Source organism: Microvirga ossetica (genome assembly GCF_002741015.1).
Taxonomy (GTDB): Bacteria; Pseudomonadota; Alphaproteobacteria; order Rhizobiales; family Beijerinckiaceae; genus Microvirga; species Microvirga ossetica.
Genome location: NZ_CP016616.1, coordinates 5,218,918 through 5,237,422 on the forward strand (window position 1 = coordinate 5,218,918; position 18,505 = coordinate 5,237,422).

Consider the following 18,505-nt stretch of genomic DNA (forward strand, 5'->3'; position numbering starts at 1 on the left):
GCTTCATCCTTCATTCTCTGAGGACACGGACATGTCTTATCCATCTGCCAAGGGACGTATCAGCCTGATGGCTTCCTGCCGGGGCGCCCTGGTCGGGGTTGCCCTGCTTAGCGGCCTCATCAATATTCTTTATCTCTCCGGCTCCCTTTACATGATGGAGGTCTACGACCGGGTCCTGCCGAGCCGCAGCATCCCGACGCTGATCGGACTCTCCGCCATCATCCTCACTCTGTTTCTCTTCCAAGGTCTGTTCGACATGCTGCGCGGCCGCATCTTCGCCCGCGTCGGTGCCGCGGTCGATGAAGACCTGAGCCAGCGCGTCTTCCGCTGCCAAGTCTCTGGTCCCCTGCGCGACAAGACCGAAGGCGATGGACAACAGCCGCTGCGCGATCTCGACCAGATCCGCGCCTTTCTCGCAGGCGGCGGCCCGTCGGCCCTGTTCGACCTGCCGTGGATCCCGCTCTATCTCTTCATCTGCTTCGCCTTCCATCCGCTGCTCGGCTGGGTCACGGTGGGCGGTGCCTCGGTCCTCGTTGCCATCACGGTCCTGACGGATGTGCTGACCCGCAAGGCCTCCAAGGCAGCGGTCCATGCGGCGTCGCTGCGCAACGGCATCGGCGACGGCGCACGTCGCAACGCCGAGGTCGTGCATGCCATGGGCATGGCAGGGCGGCTCGGTCTGATGTGGGGTCAGGCCAACGCACAGTATCTTGGCCATCAGCAGCAGGCCTCTGACGTGTCCGGCGGTCTCGGCGCGTTCTCGAAGGTGATGCGCATGGCGCTGCAATCCGGCGTTCTCGGCGTCGGCGCCTATCTCGTCATCAACAACCAAGCTACCGGCGGCATCATGATCGCCTCCTCGATCCTGGTCTCCCGAGCGCTCGCTCCGGTGGAACTCTCCATCGCCAACTGGAAGGGCTTCGTCGCCGCCCGTCAGGGCTGGTCGCGGCTTCGCACCGCTCTCGAGGACGACAAGTCCGAGGTGCGTCCGCTTCAGCTTCCCGCTCCGACGGCCTCGCTGATTGTAGAGAACGCCGGTTCCGGTGCGCCTAAGGGCCAGCGCTTCGCGGTGCAGGACGTCTCGTTCGAGATGAAGGCCGGCATGGGGCTGGGCATCATCGGCCCGAGCGCCTCCGGCAAGTCCTCGCTCGCCCGCATGCTCGTCGGCGTGTGGCCGGCCTGGCGCGGCAAGATCCGCCTCGACGGCGCCGCGCTCGAGCAATGGTTGCCGGAGGATCTCGGACAGCACATCGGGTACTTGCCGCAGGATGTCGAGCTGTTCGCCGGGACCGTCGCCCAGAACATCGCCCGCTTCATCACCGATCCGAACCCGGAAAGTGTGATCAGGGCGGCGATGGCAGCCGACGTCCACGAGATGATCCTGCGCCTGCCGCAGGGCTACGAGACGCAGGTCGGGGAGGGCGGTGCCTCGCTCTCCGGGGGACAGCGCCAGCGCATCGGTCTCGCCCGCGCGCTCTACGGCAATCCGTTCCTTGTCGTCCTCGACGAGCCGAACTCCAACCTCGACAACGAGGGCGAGCATGCGCTCACCCGAGCCATCCAGGGGGTTCGGGAACGCGGCGGCATCGTCGTGGTGATTGCCCACCGCCCGAGCGCGCTTGCCGGCGTCGACCATATCCTCGTTCTCGACGAGGGCACGGTCCGCAAGTTCGGCACCAAAGAGGAGGTGCTCAGCTCCGTCCTTCGCCCGGTTCCGGCCAGCAACGTCAATCAACCCAACACGGCCAAGTCCGCTTGAGCCCCGGGGAGCAGCGTCATGAGCGTCAACATTCAATCGAAGGCCCGCCAGTCCATCAGCCGCCATACCCGCCTCGCGCTCGGGGGCGTTGCCCTTCTCGTCGGCGGCCTCGGCGGGTGGGCATGGATGACCGAGCTGTCGGGAGCCGTCGTCGCGCCGGGTACGATCGTCGTCGACAGCCATGTGAAAAAGGTCCAGCACCCGACCGGCGGAGTCATCGGCGAAATCCTCGCCCGTGACGGCGACCGCGTTAGGGCAGGCGATGTGGTCATCCGCCTCGACGAGACGGTAGCACGGGCCAACAGGGCCATGGTGGCCAAGAGCATCGACGAGATGACCGCCCGCAGAGCTCGGCTCGAGGCCGAGCGGGATGGGGCCCAGACCATCCGCTTCCCCGCCGACCTGGTCACACGGGCAGGGGAGCCGGAAGTGGCCGAGCTCATGAACGGCGAGCAGCGCCTGTTCGACAACAGGCGTGAGGCCCGCGCCGGCCAGAAGTCGCAGCTCCGGGAACGGGTGGCGCAACTCGCCGAGCAGATCGACGGCACCAAGTTGCAGGCATCTGCCAAGATGGACGAGATCGACCTGATCGCATCCGAACTCACGGGCGTTCAGGAATTATGGAAGAAGAACCTCGTTCCGATCACCCGCGTGAACTCGCTGAAGCGCGAGGAGACCCGGCTTCGAGGCGAGCGCGGCCAGCTCATCTCGACGGTCGCCCAGGCCAAGGGCAAGATCAGCGAAACGGAACTCCAGATCATGCAGGTCGAGCAGGATCTGCGCAGCGAGGTCTCCACGGAGCTGCGCGAGGTCCAGGCCAAGCTCGCCGAGTTCGTCGAGCGCAAGGTCGCGGCCGAGGATCAGTTGAAGCGCATCGACATCCGCGCGCCTCAGGACGGCATCGTGCATCAATCGACCGTGCATACACTCGGCGGCGTCATCGGGGCAGGTGACACGCTGATGCTCGTCATGCCAGAGGGCGACGAGCTTTCGATCGAGGTGAAGGTCGCTCCCCAGGACATCGACCAGCTCAGGCAGGGGCTCGATACCATGCTGCGGCTGTCGGCCTTCAACCAGCGCACGACGCCGGAGATCAGGGGTCATGTCACGCGCATCGCCGCCGACCTCGTGACCGACGAGCGCAGCGGCCTGTCCCATTATCCCGTCAGGATCGCCATTTCGGAAGGGGAGCGCGAGCGTCTCGGCTCCGCGAAGCTGATGCCGGGCATGCCTGTGGAAGGCTTCATCCAGACAGGGTATCGGACCGTGTTCTCATATCTGACGAAGCCTCTCGCCGACAACATGGCACGCGCCTTCAGGGAGGAGTAAGCAACTCGTCAAAGTGAGCCGCTCGGACACATCGCTCATAGATGGTCCGGAGCGGCCCGCCGCGACCAGACCATTGCGAGGTCAGGGTGCCGTGCGATCCAACGCAAAATCGTCGAACCATGGTCTCCTGGTGCCGGCGATCCGCGCTGCCAGGATGCGGGAGGCCATGTAGCTGAAGGTGATGCCGTTTCCACCATAGCCATAGGCGGCGAGGACCCTTGCAGCGCCAGGGACGGGGCCGACGAGGGGCAAACCGTCATCGGTTTCGCCAAACTCCGCTGACCAGGCATGCGCAATCTCGTATGATGCATAGGGCCAGAGATTCCTCATCTTCGATGTAATCTCGGCAATCTTGTCCGGCATCAGCTGCTCGCGTTCTTTCACATTCTCCGTGGCCTGATCCTCGCCGCCAACCACGATTCGTCCGTCATCGGTCGTTCTGGCGTAGAGATAAGGGTGTGAACTTTCCCAGATGAGTGCTCGCTCGGGCCAGAGGGCGCTTGGCTGCTGCGGGACGGTTGCAAGGCACCAGCTTGAAGACCTGCGATGGAGATCGGTCGTGATGAAGTCGGGCATCTCGTAGCCCGTGGCCAGGACGAGATGACGGGCCTCCACTGTTCTGCCTCCGGCGAGCCCGATCGATGCGCTGTCGCTGCTCCAGTCATAGGCTACGACCTCGTCCTCGACCAGCACTGCTCCCTGTGCGAGGGCGATCCTGAGCAGGCCGAGCGACAGGCAGAGCGGATCGGCCTCCGCCGACCCCGGCGAGAGGAGCGCGCCGGGACGGTCCATCATGAAACGCTCGATCAGGGTGCCGCGATCGAGGAGGTCTCCGGGCAGATCGACTTGGCGCCGCAAGCCGTGTTCTCTTGCAAGCTGCGTCAGGCCGGTATCGCCGCCACCCAGATAGAGGCTGGACCGCTTGGCGAAAAGGCAGGAAATGCCGAGCGCCTGGATATAGTCGCAAAGATCGGCCGTTGCGGCATAGGAGCGGCGATAGATATCGGCAGCTTTGTCGAGACCGTACAGCTCGGTCAATTCAGTCAGGGACCGATCGATCTCCCATTGCAGCATTGCCGTGCTGGCCGCCGTGCTGCCGCGGCCCGGCATGAGCCGGTCGACGACGACGACGGAAAGGCCTTGCCGCGCAAGAGCCTCCGCCGCAAACGAGCCGGTGATCCCAGCGCCGACGATCGCCACGTCGCAACGTAGATCGGCGAGCAGAGGGGTCCGCGGCAAAGAGTGCTGAAGCATCCGCCAGGGCGACGATCCGGATCGGAGCTGACGCTGATCCTCGGCTGCTTCGCTGTGGCCCGCTGCATCGTGCATCAGAACGTCGCCGTCATGTTTTGACAACGGCGATCCGCGATAAGGCTGAGTGACACGTTCGATCTCAAGCCTTGTCCATTCCGGGATACGGGTTCGCCTTCAGAAGCTTCGCCAGATGCGCGGCGTTGATCGCCAGCATCCTGGTCGTCTGTGCGGTTTTGTCGTAGGGTTCCTTGAGGTCCTTGTAATCCACCGAGCCCATCGCCTCTCCGACCCAATAGGTGCCGGCGCCGGCAGGGATCGTGAATCCCACATCGTTGAGGGCCTGATACAATTCGGCGTGACAATGATGGGCTCCGTCTTCATTGCCGACCACGGCCGCGACGGCAACCTTTCCGAAGGGAGGCATGCGCCCCCTGTCGTCCGTCTCCTCCAGAAAGGCGTCCATGCGTTCGAGAACCCGCTTGGCGACACTGGAGGGTTGACCCAGCCAGATCGGGGTTCCCAGGATGATGATGTCCGCTCCGAGGATTTTTCGACGCAGTTCCGGCCAGTCATCGCCATCGCCTTCGTCGGACGACACTCCCGCTTTGATGTCGAGGTCGACAACTCTGACGATCTGGCCCGTCACCCCGTGTGGCTTCAGTTCTTCCAGAACTTCCTGAAGAATCTTATCCGTCGACGAGGTGGCACCGCCACGCTTCAGAGTGCAATTCAGGGCCAAGGCAGTCAGGGCCATCAGGATCTCCGGAACGGGAAATGATCCTGAATAACGGCGCGAACCTCGGCCGTGTTCCCCGCAGATTGTCATCTTGCCCATGAGGGCGGGCGGTTTGCGGTCCCATCCGTGTTCGGAAACTCGGTTGACTGAGAGGACTGTTGAAGCTCCGGCACGCAATCGGCCCAGATGGAAAATCAGGTCCACTTTTCCGCGCGATGCGCTAGGGTTTAGGAGACTAACTCGGATCGGGGGCTTTCATGACCGGCTATGGCGATACCTATTATGCCCGCACGCTTGCGGACGTATCGCAACGCTCTTCTCTCGAAGGATCGGTGCAGGCGGATGTCGCTGTTGTCGGCGGGGGGCTTGCCGGCCTTACGGCGGCTCTCGATCTCGCGCGAGCAGGCCGTTCGGTTGTGGTCCTGGAGGCTGAACGGGTCGGCTGGGGAGCGTCTGGCCGAAACGGAGGCTTTGTCGGGCCGGGTTACGCGACGAGCCACGCCAATGTAACCCGCATGGCGGGAGCCGAGAGAGCGCAGGCCTTGCACCGGCTCTCGATCGAGGGGGTGCAAATCGTCGAGGAAAATATCGACAGGCTTGCAATGAGCGACAACACGCGCGTCTACGGCAAGCTGAGCGTGCTTCGGTATCACGATCCCGACGGCCTTGCCCGCCATTGCGCGATGATGAAGAGGGAATTCGACTACCATCTCGAAGTGATGCCGACCGACGCCGTACGAAACGTCCTGCGGTCCCAGAAATACTTTCAGTCGCTCTACGATCCCGCCTGCTTCCATTTCCACCCGCTCAACTATGCAAGGGCTCTGGCAAAGGCGATCGAGGCGCTGAACGGACGGATCTTCGAGCGATCGCAGGTCACCGGCTGCGACTTCGCGAGCGCGGAAAAAATCGTCAGGACGGCGCGCGGTGAGGTCAGGGCACGCGACGTGATCTTGGCGGGCGGTGGCTATACGGACGATCTCGTGCCCCGCCTGCGCCGCAGCATCCTGCCGATTGCCACTTACGTGCTTCTGACGGAAGCAGCACCGGAGAGGATCGCAGAGGCGGTTCGCACGCCGATGGCGATCAGCGACAACCGCCGTGCGGGTGACTATTATCGTCTCGTCGACGAAGGAAAGCGGCTTCTCTGGGGCGGCCGGATCACGACGCGCAAGACGGAGCCACGGCGCCTCGCGGAGATGATGCGGCAGACGATGGTCTCCACCTATCCCCAACTCGAAGGCGTGCGCGTGGAGACGGCGTGGACGGGTCTCATGGCCTATGCCCGCCATCTGATGCCTCTCATCGGGCAGCTTCAGCCGTGTATATGGTACGTGTTCGGTTTCGGCGGACGCGGCATGAACACGACGGCGATTGGAGGGCGAGTGATCGCAGAGGGGATTCTCGGCACAAGCGACCGATACAGGCTTTATGAGCCCTTCGGCCTCGTGTGGAACGGTGGTCCTTTCGGCGTTGCGGCGGCGCAGCTCACCTACTGGACGTATCAGGCGATGGATCTCGCCAAGGAGCGTCGGGCCGCGCGTGCGGCCTGAGATATGACTGCGTTTCGGTTTTCTTAATCGTGCCCGAGGCGCATGCGGCGTTCCAGGAAACGGCTATAGGCCCCCATGCCATATGAGAACACCAGGAACACGACGGCTGCGAAGACATAGCCTTCCATGACGGCGATGCCGACCCAGTTCGGATCCGTCATCGCCGTGCGAACGGTGGATAGAAAGTCCAGAAGGCCGATGATCGTGACGAGGGTCGTGTCCTGGAAGAAGCCGATGGAGATGTTCACCAATGGCGGAATGGAGATCTTCAGGGCCTGCGGCAGAACGACGAGACGCATGGCCTGCCAGTAATGCAGGCTCATCGCGCTGGCGGCCTCGTGCTGTCCTCTGGGGATCGCCTGCAGACCGCCACGGACCGCCTCGGCGATATAGGCCGCCGCGAAAATGACGATGGCGATCTGTGCCCGCAGCAGCTTGTCCACGGTCACGCCGCTCGGCATGAAGAGCGGCAGCATGACGGAGGCCATGAAGAGGATGCTGATGAGGGGCACGCCTCGGATCACCTCAATGAAGATGATGGCAATGACGCGGATGGCAGGGAGCTTCGAGGAGCGAGCCAGAGCGAGCACGACGCCGAGAGGAAAGCCGAGGGCGAGCCCGACTGCCGAGAGCAGGAAGGAGAGGGGCAACCCGCTCCATTGCGTCGTTGGCACATAGGTAAGACCGAAGACACCACCGCTGATCAGAATCGCCGTCGCCCCGATCGTCACGCCCCAGAGCACGAGAAGGCCTCTGCTCCAGAAGCGCGGGATCATCGTGACCCCGATTGCGCCAAGAAACAGGACCATGGCGAGGAGCACGCGCCAATGCTCGTCGTAGGGATAGACGCCGAAGATCATGAAGCGAAGCTTCGCCGCATAGAAGGGCCAGCAGGCACCGTGGCCCACTTTGCACGCCTGAGCGCCACCTTCCGTGACGGCCCGGGTTACGAGCCAGCCGTAAGCGCCCTTGATGCCAAGCCACAGGATCCACAGACAGATCAGCGTGACGATTGCATTGACAGGGGTGCCGATGAGGGGCTTGAGCGTGCGGTGTAGAAGGCGACGCCCGACATCCGGTTCCCGTTGAACCGGCATCTTCAGTTGCGCTTCGGCGATGTCGGTCGCAGTCGTCATGACCTAGCGCTCCTTCAGCGCGACGCGGCTGTTGTACCAGTTCATGAACAGGGAAATCACGATCGACAGGCCGAGATAGACCAGCATGAAGATCGCGATGCCCTCGATCGCCTGTCCGGTCTGGTTCATGGTGGTATTCGAAACCATGACGAGATCCGGATACCCGATGGCAATGGCGAGCGAAGAGTTCTTGAAAAGGCTCAGATACGTGCTGGTTAGTGGAGGGATGATGACCCGGAGCGCCTGAGGAAGAATGACGAGGCGCATGGTCAATCCGTCCCGCAGGCCCAATGCACGGGATGCCTCCCATTGCCCTTTGCGCACCGACAGAATGCCGCTTCGCACGATCTCCGCGATGCCGGCCGAGGCGGACAGGGCAAGGCCGACGAGAAGCGCGGTGAATTCCGGCGTGAGCTGAGAACCGCCCGCAAGGCGAAAGCGGCCCTTCTCGGGAAGGCTGACTGCAAGATCGGGCTGCACGATCAAAACTGCGAGGATCGGTGGGATGAGAAGTGATAAGGCTACCAAGGGCCAGATGGTCCGCGCCTTGCCCGTTCTGATACGCTCAGCCGTCACCCGGCGATGGACGAAAACTCCAAGAGCTCCTCCGAGAACCAGTGCGAAAAGAACGATCGTATGGGCGCTCGTCCAGACCAGTGACGGCACGGTCAGGCCGCTGTTGCTCAGGAAAACATGGGGCAGAATCTCCCATGCTTCACGCACGGCCGGCAGGCTAGTGACGATTAGCGCATACCAGAGAAAGAGATAGAGCAGAAGAGGCACATTGCGCAGTGCTTCGACATAGAGAAACGCCAGAAAAGCGAGCAGCGGATTGCGGGAGAGACGGGCGATGCCGACGAACAGCCCGATGATCGACGCGAGAACGACGCTCCAGGCCGAAACCCAAACCGTGTTGACGATGCCGGCCAGGATGGCACGACCATAGGTGTCGGTGGGCTTGTAGTCGATCAATGTCTGGCTGATGACGAAGCCGGCTTTTCGGCTCAGGAAGTCGAATCCTGTGGCAATGTTCTGCTCAGCTAGTTTCTGCGATACGTTGGAAAACAGATAAAGTCCCAGAAGGACGATGCTTCCGACGGCGATTACCTGGTAGAGGATGGCTCGGAAGCGGAGGTTGTAGAGAAGCCTCGTCCCGCTCACCGCATCGACGCGCATGATGATCCTTTCCGGAATAGGCTGAGGGCGAAACGGGCGGCCATAAGGCCGCCCGTTTATCTCAGATTACCGGAAGGGCGGTGCGTAAAGCAGGCCGCCCTTGGTCCAGAGCTCGTTCGGACCGCGGGACAGGCCCAGCCGGGTCTCGGGACCGAGATTGCGATCGAAGACTTCGGCGTAGTTTCCGACGGACTTGACGATGTTGTAGGCCCACTTGTTGTCGAGGCCGAGCATCTTGCCGAAATCGCCGTTCACGCCGAGCATGCGCTGAACCTCGGGATCCTCGCTCTTGAGGAATTCATCCACATTGGCCTGGGTAACGCCCTTTTCCTCCGCACCGATGAGCGCGTAGACGGACCAGTTCAGAATGTCGCGCCAGTTGGGGTCGTTCTGGCGGATCGTCGGGGCAAGCGGCTCTTTCGAGATGGTCTCGGGCAGGACCACATATTGCGACGGATCATTGGCAATCGCACGCACGGAAGCCAGATCCGAACGATCCGTCGTGATGGCATCGCAGCGACCGGTGAAGAAGGCGTTGCGCCATTCGTCGGAGTTCTCGAACACCACGGATTCATACTTGATGTTCTTCGGCCGGAAGAAATCCTCGAGGTTCTGGAGCGTGGTCGTGCCAGGCAGCAGGCAGATCGCGGCCCCGGTGAGTTCGCTGGCGCTCTTCACGTTGAGCTTCGCCGGCGCCATCAGGCCCTGGCCGTCGTAGAACACCACGGGCCCGAAATCGAGGCCGAGGGATGCGTCACGCGAGAAGCTCCAGGTGTTCTGGCGGGACAGGATGTCCACCTCGCCGGACTGAACCGCCTGGAAGCGGACATTGGTGTTCAGCGGGACATATTCGACCTTATCGGGATCGGCGAAGATCGCGGCCGACACGGCACGGCAGATATCGACGTCGAAGCCGCGTCGAATGCCTTTGTCGTCCGCATAGGAAAAGCCGGGGGCAACGGGCGACACGCCACAAAGAATCTTGCCGCGCTTCTTGACCGTATCCAGCGTCGCTTGCGCGGATGCTGGCGCTGCCGAAAGGGCGGCGACGCCGGCGATAACGCTCATCGCAAGCCACCGGGCCATGGATTTTGATTGTATCATTGCACTCCCTCTTCATCTGCGCCTTATTCGGTCGCTAATGCATCAAGCTAGACCCGAAACAACTATGGTTTCAAGGACAGATTTTCCCATCGTAAAGCATCCGAGAGCTTGCTGACCGACTAAAAGGGATGCAAACTCGCCCCTCTTCGCCTGCAGCCTCCGCTGCAGCCGCCCTTGCTGCGCGAGTGGTCCATGCCTTTCCTTCCCAAAGCCGACATCGTCCTCACAAACGGCCGCGTCTTTCGCGGAATTTCAGAACAGGTCACCGAAGCAATCGCCCTCTGGGCAGGGCAGGTCCTGGCGGCAGGATCGTCCGCTGATATGGAACCTCTCATCGGTCCTTCGACCCGAGTGATCGATCTTGCCGGACGTCTCGCGACTCCTGGGCTGTGCGACTCGCATATGCACCTTCTCCCCTATGGGGTGATCATGGGACATGTGGACGTGCGTGCATCTTCCACGCCAACCCTCGCCGCGCTGCTCGACAAGGTCAGGCAGCGCGCTTCCGTTACGCCTCCCGGTCAATGGATCCAGGGGCGCGGATACGATCAGTTCGAACTCGATGTCGGGCGCCATCCGCTCCGCGAAGAGCTCGATGCGGCGGCTCCCGAACATCCCGTTGCGATCGTGAGAGCCTGCGGCCATGTGACGATCTGCAATTCGAAGGCTCTCGAGCTTGCGGAAATCGACGAGGCGACGCCCGTTCCGCAGGGAGGCGCCATCGAGCAGCGGGACGGACGATTGACGGGCCTGCTGGCCGAGACCGGGCGTGACCGCCTCAAGGCTGTGCTGCCGGAACCGACGGACCGGGAACTCGTTCAGGCCATCGACGATGCCGGCCGCGCATGCCTGTCCTATGGCATTACCAGCGTGATGGATGCAGGCGTCGGCATGAGGGCGGGCTACCGCGAGGTTGCCGCCTATCGCACGGCGCAGCGCCTTGGCCGGCTGCCCGTGCGGACGACCCAGTGCTTGCTCGGCGGGCCGGGAGGCATCGTGGAGCAGGCCTATGCCGATGGGGTGGTGACGGGCGTGGGCGATTCCATGCTGCGCGTCGGGCCGGTGAAGATCTTCACAGACGGCAGCGCCGGCGGGCGGACCGCCGCCATGTCCGAGCCCTATGTCGGAGAGCCTAAGACCACCGGTCTGATGCTCCTGCACGACAACGAGATGAACGACCTCGTGCACGATTACCATGCAAGAGGCTATCAGCTCGCCGTTCATGCCATCGGCGATGCCGCCATCGAGCAGACCCTCAACGCCTTCGAGAGCGCGCTCGACGCCATGCCGGACCCGGATCGCCGCCACAGAATCGAGCACGCAGGCTATGCAAGGGCGGACCAGAATGCCCGCATGAAGCGCCTGGGCGTTCAGCCCGTGCCGCAGCCGGTGTTCATCTACGATTTCGGCGATCTGTACATTTCCGTTGTGGGCGAAAAACGGGCAAAGCCTTCCTATCCGCTCAAAACGTGGATCGATCTCGGTTTCAAGCCTGCCGCGGGCAGCGATGCTCCCGTCTGCGACATCAATCCCTTTCCGAACTTCTTCTCCATGCTGACTCGCAAGACTTCGCATGGGACCATCATGGACGAGCGGGAAGTGGTCTCCATCGCGCAGGCGATCACCGCCTTCACGGAGTTCGGAGCCTACGTCAACAAGGCCGAGCATGAATGGGGCCGCCTCGTTCCCGGCCTCGCGGCGGACGTCGCCGTGTTCTCGCGCGATCTCCTGACGGCTTCGCCTGAGGAGATCCTGCACGACACCCGATGCGATCTCACGATCCGCGGTGGCGAGATCGTCTTCGACCGCCACGGCGAGACGGCTCGCTAATCTGGCCTGCCGAACGAACGGCGGCTGAATCCAAGACAAGGCCCCGGGATTGCCCGGGGCCTTCTGCATTTCGCGCGACCCGTTCAATCCCGGATAGGAAAGACGCGAGGACTCAACTGCTCGAGCCCGCGCCCGGCCCAGTCGCGCTGGGGTGCCGCCGCGACGGCCTCCGCCTGACCTCTGCGCAGCATCTCGAGATCCTCGCCGATGTCGAAGTCCAGCACCTCTCCATCGCGGACGACCTGGCGACCGTCGACATAGACGTCCTTGATGGCTCTATCGTTGGCCGAGTAGACGAGGCTGCGAATAGGCTCGTAATCGGGCTGCATATAGGGATTGCTCAGGTCGACGACCGAGAAGTCCGCCTTGCAGCCGGGCGCAAGACGTCCGAGGTCAGGGCGGCGGATCATGTCGGCACCGACTGCCGTGGCTGCCATGAAAGCATCGTGGGTCGTAGCGGCGGTGAAACTCCCCGCAACGATGCGGCCGGCATAGCAGGCCATGCGGAGCTCATCGAGCATGTTATGAGGGAAGCTGTCCGTACCGATACCACACCGGATGCCAGCCTTCACGTAGCGGCTCAGGGTGTTCATGGCGATGCCGCGCCGGGCGAAGACCACGGGGCAATGCGCCACCTGGGCGCCGCTGTCGCGCAGGCGCTCGAAATCATTGGCATGCGGCCAGTGCAGCCAGGGGTGGTCGTTCAGGAAGATGCAGTGGCCGATGATCGTGTCCGCACCGAGCGCTCCGATCCTGTCGAGCCATTCGATGGGCGTGCAGCCATAGCGCCGCATGATTTCCTGGAATTCCACGATGCTCTGGGCGGCATGGATCTGGATCGGCTGGTTCCGCTCGCGCGCCGCATCGAGCGCATCGCGGATCTGCCCCTCGGTGCAGGTATCGATCTGGGCCGGGCCGATGAAGCCTGTGATGCGTCCGCTCGGGTGCTTCGAAGCCGCGTCGGCAATGTCGATCGCCTCACGCAGCAGCCGGTCGCCGGTCGCCGGATCGAGGTGATATTCCACCGAATGACCGTTGCTAGTCTTCCAGGGGCCTGACCGGAACATGCCCCAGAGCACGGCCCGGATGCCGGTTTCCGCATATTCATCGGCCCAGGTTTCACGGGGGCGGCCGAGATCGCAGATCGTCGTCACGCCGCTCTTCAACAGTTCCGATGTTGCGACCCGCAGCGCCGGGCGCGTGTATTCGGGACCGATCTGGAAGACCGGCATGAATTCATAGAGCGAGCTCTGGCCGAGTCGCGGGCTGCCCAGTTCTTCCAGCATGCCCTTCCAGCCGGGCTCGTGGCCGGGATGGCTGTGGATATCCACGAAGCCGGGAATGATCATCATCTTGCGGGCGTCGATTTCTGCATCGACCGGGCCGGAATAGCCCTCGCCAACATGAATGATGTCCGCACCTCGGATCACGAAATCCGCGTTGCGGAGATAGACATGGGATCGGGTCGCTTCGTCCCAGGCGACGATCCAGTCGCAGTTCCGGAAGAGGGTCGTCCTGGCGGCAACGCTAGTCATCTCAGACTCCATGGGGCAGGCGGCTAGTGCGGGAGGGTTTGCGACAGGCGGACATGACCGACCGCCATGGCCACAGCGGCCTGAGTCGGCTCGACGATAGGGATCCCGACAGCCTCTTCCAAAGCAGCGCGATATCGCGCCATGCCGGCACATCCCATGACGAGGACACCCGCTCCATGGGCGTCTTTCAACGTGCGGCCGACCTCGACCATGCGGCTGAGTGCTCGATCCTCGTCCGAAAGCTCTGCAACGCTGAGCCCGATCGGCAGGTCGGCGGCGAAGCGATCCATGACGCCCATGGCGCCGAAATAGCGAAGATGCCTTGGAATGGAAGTCGGCAGGATAGCAATGACGCCGAAGCGCTGACCTAGAGTGAGGGCCGTCAGCACGCCGCATTCGGCGATTCCGAAGACACGACGGCGGCTCTGCTCGCGAAGCGCATGGAGGCCTGGATCCGAAAAACATGCGATGACGAAGGCGCCTGCGCTCTCCTCCAACTCGGATGCCTTGTGCAGCATGGGCATGATGACGCCGTCGACATCCCGTTGCGACTGGATGCCGGGCGGCCCCTCGGCCAGGGACAGGCACACGATGTCAGGCCCGTCGACACCTCTCAGGGGAGCTACCGCTTGATCGATAGCTGCCGTGACGGCTTGTGAGGAGTTCGGGTTGATCACATAAACCGAAGAGCCCATGGTTGTCTCATCCTCGGCGAGCGAGCGGCAGGGAATAGGGAGCCAGCGTGGAGAGGGGGCGACCCTGCGGATCGTCCATTTCTGCCCGTCGGCAGGCGCGTTTCTGCGCGTCCTGCAGTTCTCGAATCGCACCGTCGTAGTCCAGATTGACGGCGCGATGGTCCTTCACGACAGCTTGTCCGTCCACATAAACGTCGCGAATGGCGCGCTCCGCAGCACAATGGATCAGATTGCGGAGCGGATCGTGGATCGGCTGCATGGCCGGATGGCTCAGATCCACCAGGGCCAAGTCTGCCTTGGATCCGGCCACCAATCGCCCGATATCGCTGCGACCAAGGGCTTGTGCTCCACCAATCGTCGCGGCGGAAAACAGGCCGCCCGTATCGAGGTCGAAGACGCTGCGGCCGGAAACGCGCGAACAGATCAGCGCCTCCCGCATCTCTTCGAGCATGTTGAACGGATAGCTGTCGGTGCCGATGCCGACATTGACGCCTGCGCGGCGATAGGCGCCGAGGCTTTCCAGGGTCATGCCGCTGCGTGCAAAGGTGACGGGGCAGTGAGCGACCGACGTGCCGCTTTTAGCGAGTCGTGCTAGATCGTCACGGCTGCGCTGCCGGGTCCAGGAATGATGGTCGAGAAAGATGCAGTGGCCAAGGATCAGGTCCGGCCCAAGGACGCCGAGGCGGTCGAGCATAGCCGGGGCGGTCTCGCCCGTACGGCGCAGCAACTCCTCGTGCTCGGCCATGGTCTGAGCCGCATGGATGGTGATACGCATCCCGCGGCTGCGGGCTTCGGCGACAGCCTCCTGGATCAGCTCTTCGGAACAGGTCTCGATCTGCGATGGCGCGATCACGCCATCGATACGGCCGCTGGGATGCGCGCGAGCCTGCTCCACGAAAGCCAGAGCCTCGGCGTAGCGCTCGCGTCCCTGAGCCAAGTTCCACTCGAAGTCGAGGCGGTGGCTTCCGGCCATGCGCCACTGCGCCTCTCGAAATCCGGGTGCGAGGTATGACCGCAATCCGCTGTTGGCAGCGAGGGAGAGCCATTTCGGGGCCGGCGATGCGATATCGAGATGGGTGGTCACGCCGCTGCGCATCAGATCGCCCAGCATCACAGTCTGGCAGGCGGCCTTGGCATCTTCGTCCGCATCGATCAGAGCCGAATACTCGTAGAGAGCGTTCCCCCATAGCGCCGCCGTCCCGACATCCTCGAACAGGCCCTTCGCGAGCGGCTCGTCGCCGGAATGGCAATGGATGTTGACGAGGCCCGGCATCACCATGATGGCCGCGCCGGCAATCTCCGCATCCGCATGGCCTTGATAGGAGGGACCTACATACAGAATGCCAGCCTTGGAGAAGGCCACATCGGCATCCTGCATGTAGATGTGTTGCGCGGCCGCCTCGTCCCACGCGACCACCCAGGCTGCCTTCCGAACGACGCTTATTGTGTCAGTCATGATCTACCGAGCCAATGAGAATGCATTGAGTGTCGATGGGCAAACCTGCCCTAGGCGCTGACAGAGATCGATCACAGGAGTCGTGCGCCGAAATTGGTGGCAGGATCGAACTCCGGGCTCAGCCTTCCGGTCGGCCGCATGGCGGCGGAGCAGCCACGCAGTTGCAGTTCTCCGGATCCCGGAGCAGCCTGCAGCCTTTCGTTGGCGACGATCGTTTCGCCGCGGCGCAGGACAGTCTCCGGCCAGCCCTTCAGCCTGCGACCCGCAAAGGGGTTGTAGCCTACATTGTCGTGCAGTCCGTCGTTCGTGAGCGTCACCTCACGGTCTGGATTCCAGATAGTGATGTCCGCGTCGGCGCCAACCGCGATGGCGCCCTTGCGCGGGTGAAGTCCGTAGATCTTTGCCGGAGCTGTGGCCGTCAGCTCCACGAATTTTTCAAGGCTCGACCGTCCTTGGCTGACCATGGCGTCGAAGAGCAGCGGCAGACGCGTTTCGAGCCCGGGCAGCCCGTTCGCGATCTGTTTGAAATCCGGATGAGCGCCCGCGGCGAGCTTGCCGCTGGAATCGAACCTGTAAGGGGCGTGGTCGGAGGAGACGACCTGAAGGTCGCCAAGATCGAGCCCTCGCCACAGCGCGTCCTGGTCCGACGTGGTGCGGGGAGGAGGACTGCACATCCATTTGGCGCCCTCAAGACCCGGACGGTCTAGGTCCTGCGCCGTCAGGAAGAGATATTGCGGGCAGGTTTCGGCAAAGACCTTGATACCCTCGCCACGCGCGCGCCGAACAACAGCGGCACCCTCCGCGGTGGAGACGTGGAACAGCATGATAGGCTGATCCAGGAGCTGCGAAAAGCGGACGAGACGTTCGAACGCCTCGATCTCGCACACGCGCGGATGACTCACGCCGTGGAACTTCGGCTCGATATGGCCGCGGGCGACGAGCCTCTCGGCCATCCACTTGATCATGCCGTGATTCTCGGCATGGGCGCAGACCATGGCTCCGTGCTTGCGGGCAATCATCATCACGTCGAGGATCTGCTCGTCGAGCAGGCGTACGCGATCATAGGTCATGAATATCTTGATCGACCGATGGCCGGATTCGATCAGCCGGGGGAGATCCTGTTCCAGAGTTTCGGGAGTAGGATCGGAAATCCAAAGGTGGAAGGCGTAGTCCGTCACCGCGCCGGCGGCAGCAAGACGTGAGTAGTTCTCCACGACATCGCGCAGACTGTCGCCTCGATGCTGCGCTGCGAAAGAGATGACGGTGGTCGTTCCGCCGAACGCCGCAGAGCGGGTTGCCGTTTCGAACGTATCCGCATTCATCAATCCGCCGCCGGAGAGCTGCTCGATATGGCAATGAGCATCCACGCCGCCGGGGAGAACCAACTTGCCTGCGGCATCGAGGGTTCTGCGTGCCTGGAGCCCACGGCCGAGCGCGGCGATCTCGCCTCCTTCAATCGCCACATCCATCACGGAGACGCCTTCGGTGGTGGCGACGCGTCCGCCTTTGATGACGAGATCGTATTCGATCAATGGATCCCCCAAGTTCCAGGGCGCTAGCTTCATCCGTTTCGATGCCCGCAATCTATGCAGATGAATTGAACCTCAGCAAGGAGAAGTTGACGACGACAGGCATCGATTCGATGGACCTTTCGCGGCCGAGCAGGATGGAAAGGAACCCATATCGATCAACTGCTCCTGATGTGAGGCAGCACGTAGGCCGGGGCTGCCGCGCGGAGGCCGCACCAAGTGCAGGCAGCGGTGACCGCTACCACTATCACCGCTGGGCCGATAAAGGGGTCGTTTCCGCCACGCAGCAGGCTGACGGCGAAGGGGCATAGCGATGCACCGAGATAGCCGATGCTCTGAGACATTCCCGAGAGCATGGCGGTCACCTCCGCGGTCGGAGCCCTAAGAGTGACGAAGAGCAGCGCAAGGCCAAACAGGCCGCCCTGACCCAGCCCGAGAATCAGCGCCCAAATAAGCCGTGTTGAAAGCGGGGCGTAGAGCAGACCGAGAAAGCCCGCGCAGGTGGCGGATAGAACAAGCACGATCAGCAGCCTCGGCGACACGCGTTGCGTCGCAAGGGACGGAACAAGAAGGGCCGTCACCGTTTGGGCCAGGATCGACACGGAGGTGACGACGCCGGCGTTCAAGACGTCGAGTCCGCGGTCGCGCAGCAATGTCGGCAGCCAACCCAGAACGATGAAGGCGAGGCCCGCCTGAAGCCCCATGAAGGCAGTGACATACCAGGCAAGGCGGTCGCGCAGCAGAAGCGAGAAGCGCGGCAGAGGTGCGGTGCCTGTCGCTGCAGTTCCGGAGGAGGCAAAGGCACTCCACAGAAGAGCGGCAGCGAGGGCAGGAATGCTCCAGCTCGCCAGTGCCAATGTCCACGATTGCCAAGCCCGTTCGAATACGGGCGTAAGGCCTGCCGCGCCGGCGCCGCCAACGCTCAGGACCATCGTGTAGAGTCCCGTCATCGGCCCAAGGCGGCCGGGAAAGCGGCGACGGATGACCACGGGCAGGAGCACACCAGCCATGCCGATGGTCGCACCGGCCAGGAGTGTGCTCGCGAACAGGGCGGCACTCTGTGGCAGCACGCGCAGGGCGAGTCCGGCCGCGAGACCCATGAGCAGCAGCGCAATGGCGCGCTCGAGGCCGAGCTTTGCGGAAAGCAACGGCGCGAGCGGCCCGAAGATGCCGAAACAGAGAACGGGCATGGTTGTCAGGACGCCGATCCACACGCCCCTCAGGCCGAGACTTTGCTGAATCTCGGTTACCATGGTCGCGATGGAGGTGAGGGCAGGGCGCAGGTTGATCGCGGCCATGACGATGCATGCCATCGTGAAGGAAACGGCAAGGGAGCGGCTTCGCGCTTCGCTGCGCAGCGCCTCCAGCCCCTTCGTTTCCAGATCAGGTCGAGTGAGCATGACTTATCCTTCC

General features: G+C 62.9%; 14 protein-coding genes. 4 read left to right on the plus strand and 10 right to left on the minus strand.

The features are described 5' to 3' along the window. The first annotated feature begins 31 nt into the window (after window positions 1-31). Together BB934_RS24940 and BB934_RS24945 are read left to right on the plus strand one after the other, a co-directional pair. Window positions 32-1,759 carry a type I secretion system permease/ATPase gene (locus BB934_RS24940; RefSeq protein WP_099512088.1) on the plus strand — a complete coding sequence of 576 codons (1,728 nt, stop codon included), beginning with the start codon at window positions 32-34 and terminating at the stop codon, window positions 1,757-1,759. Between the two features lie 18 nt (window positions 1,760-1,777). Further along, the gene (locus BB934_RS24945; RefSeq protein ID WP_099512089.1) at window positions 1,778-3,088 is read left to right on the plus strand and encodes an HlyD family type I secretion periplasmic adaptor subunit; all 1,311 of its coding nucleotides are present in this window, start codon (window positions 1,778-1,780) and stop codon (window positions 3,086-3,088) included. An 81-nt stretch (window positions 3,089-3,169) separates the two neighbouring features. On the opposite strand, the gene BB934_RS24950 is transcribed toward BB934_RS24945, so the two are convergent. Both BB934_RS24950 and BB934_RS24955 read right to left on the minus strand, forming a co-directional pair. Further along, entirely contained in the window at window positions 3,170-4,417 is a 1,248-nt protein-coding gene (locus BB934_RS24950; protein WP_418294767.1) for an NAD(P)/FAD-dependent oxidoreductase, read from the minus strand. Between the two features lie 64 nt (window positions 4,418-4,481). Continuing rightward, window positions 4,482-5,096 carry a flavodoxin family protein gene (locus BB934_RS24955; RefSeq protein ID WP_099512091.1) on the minus strand — a complete coding sequence of 205 codons (615 nt, stop codon included), beginning with the start codon at window positions 5,094-5,096 and terminating at the stop codon, window positions 4,482-4,484. 239 nt (window positions 5,097-5,335) lie between these two features. Between BB934_RS24955 and BB934_RS24960 the strand changes: the two genes are divergently transcribed. After that, window positions 5,336-6,631, plus strand: coding sequence for an NAD(P)/FAD-dependent oxidoreductase (locus BB934_RS24960; protein ID WP_099512092.1), 1,296 nt, complete (start codon window positions 5,336-5,338; stop codon window positions 6,629-6,631). A 23-nt stretch (window positions 6,632-6,654) separates the two neighbouring features. Here BB934_RS24960 and BB934_RS24965 read toward each other — a convergent pair whose 3' ends face one another. From BB934_RS24965 to BB934_RS24975, 3 genes are all read right to left on the minus strand, one after another. Beyond that, entirely contained in the window at window positions 6,655-7,767 is a 1,113-nt protein-coding gene (locus tag BB934_RS24965; RefSeq protein ID WP_099512093.1) for an amino acid ABC transporter permease, read from the minus strand. Window positions 7,768-7,770: 3 nt separating this feature from the next. Beyond that, window positions 7,771-8,943 (minus strand): amino acid ABC transporter permease, encoded by a 1,173-nt coding sequence (locus tag BB934_RS24970; RefSeq protein WP_099512094.1) that lies wholly within the window; start codon window positions 8,941-8,943, stop codon window positions 7,771-7,773. 66 nt (window positions 8,944-9,009) lie between these two features. Further along, entirely contained in the window at window positions 9,010-10,011 is a 1,002-nt protein-coding gene (locus BB934_RS24975) for an amino acid ABC transporter substrate-binding protein (RefSeq protein ID WP_237050092.1), read from the minus strand. Between the two features lie 228 nt (window positions 10,012-10,239). Here BB934_RS24975 and BB934_RS24980 point away from each other — a divergent pair, with 228 nt between their 5' ends. Continuing rightward, on the plus strand, window positions 10,240-11,877 hold the full coding sequence (locus BB934_RS24980; RefSeq protein ID WP_099513203.1) for an amidohydrolase: 1,638 nt from the start codon (window positions 10,240-10,242) through the stop codon (window positions 11,875-11,877). Between the two features lie 83 nt (window positions 11,878-11,960). Here BB934_RS24980 and BB934_RS24985 read toward each other — a convergent pair whose 3' ends face one another. From BB934_RS24985 to BB934_RS25005, 5 genes are all read right to left on the minus strand, one after another. Then, window positions 11,961-13,412: an amidohydrolase family protein gene (locus BB934_RS24985; RefSeq protein WP_099512096.1), complete on the minus strand. Its 1,452-nt coding sequence runs from the start codon at window positions 13,410-13,412 to the stop codon at window positions 11,961-11,963. Window positions 13,413-13,435: 23 nt separating this feature from the next. Beyond that, on the minus strand, window positions 13,436-14,107 hold the full coding sequence (locus BB934_RS24990) for an aspartate/glutamate racemase family protein (protein WP_099512097.1): 672 nt from the start codon (window positions 14,105-14,107) through the stop codon (window positions 13,436-13,438). A gap of 7 nt (window positions 14,108-14,114) precedes the next feature. After that, on the minus strand, window positions 14,115-15,563 hold the full coding sequence (locus BB934_RS24995) for an amidohydrolase family protein (RefSeq protein WP_099512098.1): 1,449 nt from the start codon (window positions 15,561-15,563) through the stop codon (window positions 14,115-14,117). Between the two features lie 71 nt (window positions 15,564-15,634). Continuing rightward, complete coding sequence (gene hydA, locus BB934_RS25000; protein WP_099512099.1) at window positions 15,635-17,128, minus strand: dihydropyrimidinase; 1,494 nt, start codon at window positions 17,126-17,128, stop codon at window positions 15,635-15,637. 122 nt (window positions 17,129-17,250) lie between these two features. Continuing rightward, window positions 17,251-18,492 (minus strand): MFS transporter, encoded by a 1,242-nt coding sequence (locus tag BB934_RS25005; RefSeq protein ID WP_099512100.1) that lies wholly within the window; start codon window positions 18,490-18,492, stop codon window positions 17,251-17,253. Window positions 18,493-18,505: the final 13 nt, after the last annotated feature.

Coding starts and splice junctions, on each gene's coding strand:
- BB934_RS24940 (WP_099512088.1), top strand. CDS start 32: ATGTCTTATCCATCTGCCAAGGGACGTATCAGCCTGATGGCTTCCTGC.
- BB934_RS24945 (WP_099512089.1), top strand. CDS start 1,778: ATGAGCGTCAACATTCAATCGAAGGCCCGCCAGTCCATCAGCCGCCAT.
- BB934_RS24950 (WP_418294767.1), bottom strand. CDS start 4,417: ATGCACGATGCAGCGGGCCACAGCGAAGCAGCCGAGGATCAGCGTCAG.
- BB934_RS24955 (WP_099512091.1), bottom strand. CDS start 5,096: ATGGCCCTGACTGCCTTGGCCCTGAATTGCACTCTGAAGCGTGGCGGT.
- BB934_RS24960 (WP_099512092.1), top strand. CDS start 5,336: ATGACCGGCTATGGCGATACCTATTATGCCCGCACGCTTGCGGACGTA.
- BB934_RS24965 (WP_099512093.1), bottom strand. CDS start 7,767: ATGACGACTGCGACCGACATCGCCGAAGCGCAACTGAAGATGCCGGTT.
- BB934_RS24970 (WP_099512094.1), bottom strand. CDS start 8,943: ATGCGCGTCGATGCGGTGAGCGGGACGAGGCTTCTCTACAACCTCCGC.
- BB934_RS24975 (WP_237050092.1), bottom strand. CDS start 10,011: ATGAGCGTTATCGCCGGCGTCGCCGCCCTTTCGGCAGCGCCAGCATCC.
- BB934_RS24980 (WP_099513203.1), top strand. CDS start 10,240: ATGCCTTTCCTTCCCAAAGCCGACATCGTCCTCACAAACGGCCGCGTC.
- BB934_RS24985 (WP_099512096.1), bottom strand. CDS start 13,412: ATGACTAGCGTTGCCGCCAGGACGACCCTCTTCCGGAACTGCGACTGG.
- BB934_RS24990 (WP_099512097.1), bottom strand. CDS start 14,107: ATGGGCTCTTCGGTTTATGTGATCAACCCGAACTCCTCACAAGCCGTC.
- BB934_RS24995 (WP_099512098.1), bottom strand. CDS start 15,563: ATGACTGACACAATAAGCGTCGTTCGGAAGGCAGCCTGGGTGGTCGCG.
- hydA (WP_099512099.1), bottom strand. CDS start 17,128: ATGAAGCTAGCGCCCTGGAACTTGGGGGATCCATTGATCGAATACGAT.
- BB934_RS25005 (WP_099512100.1), bottom strand. CDS start 18,492: ATGCTCACTCGACCTGATCTGGAAACGAAGGGGCTGGAGGCGCTGCGC.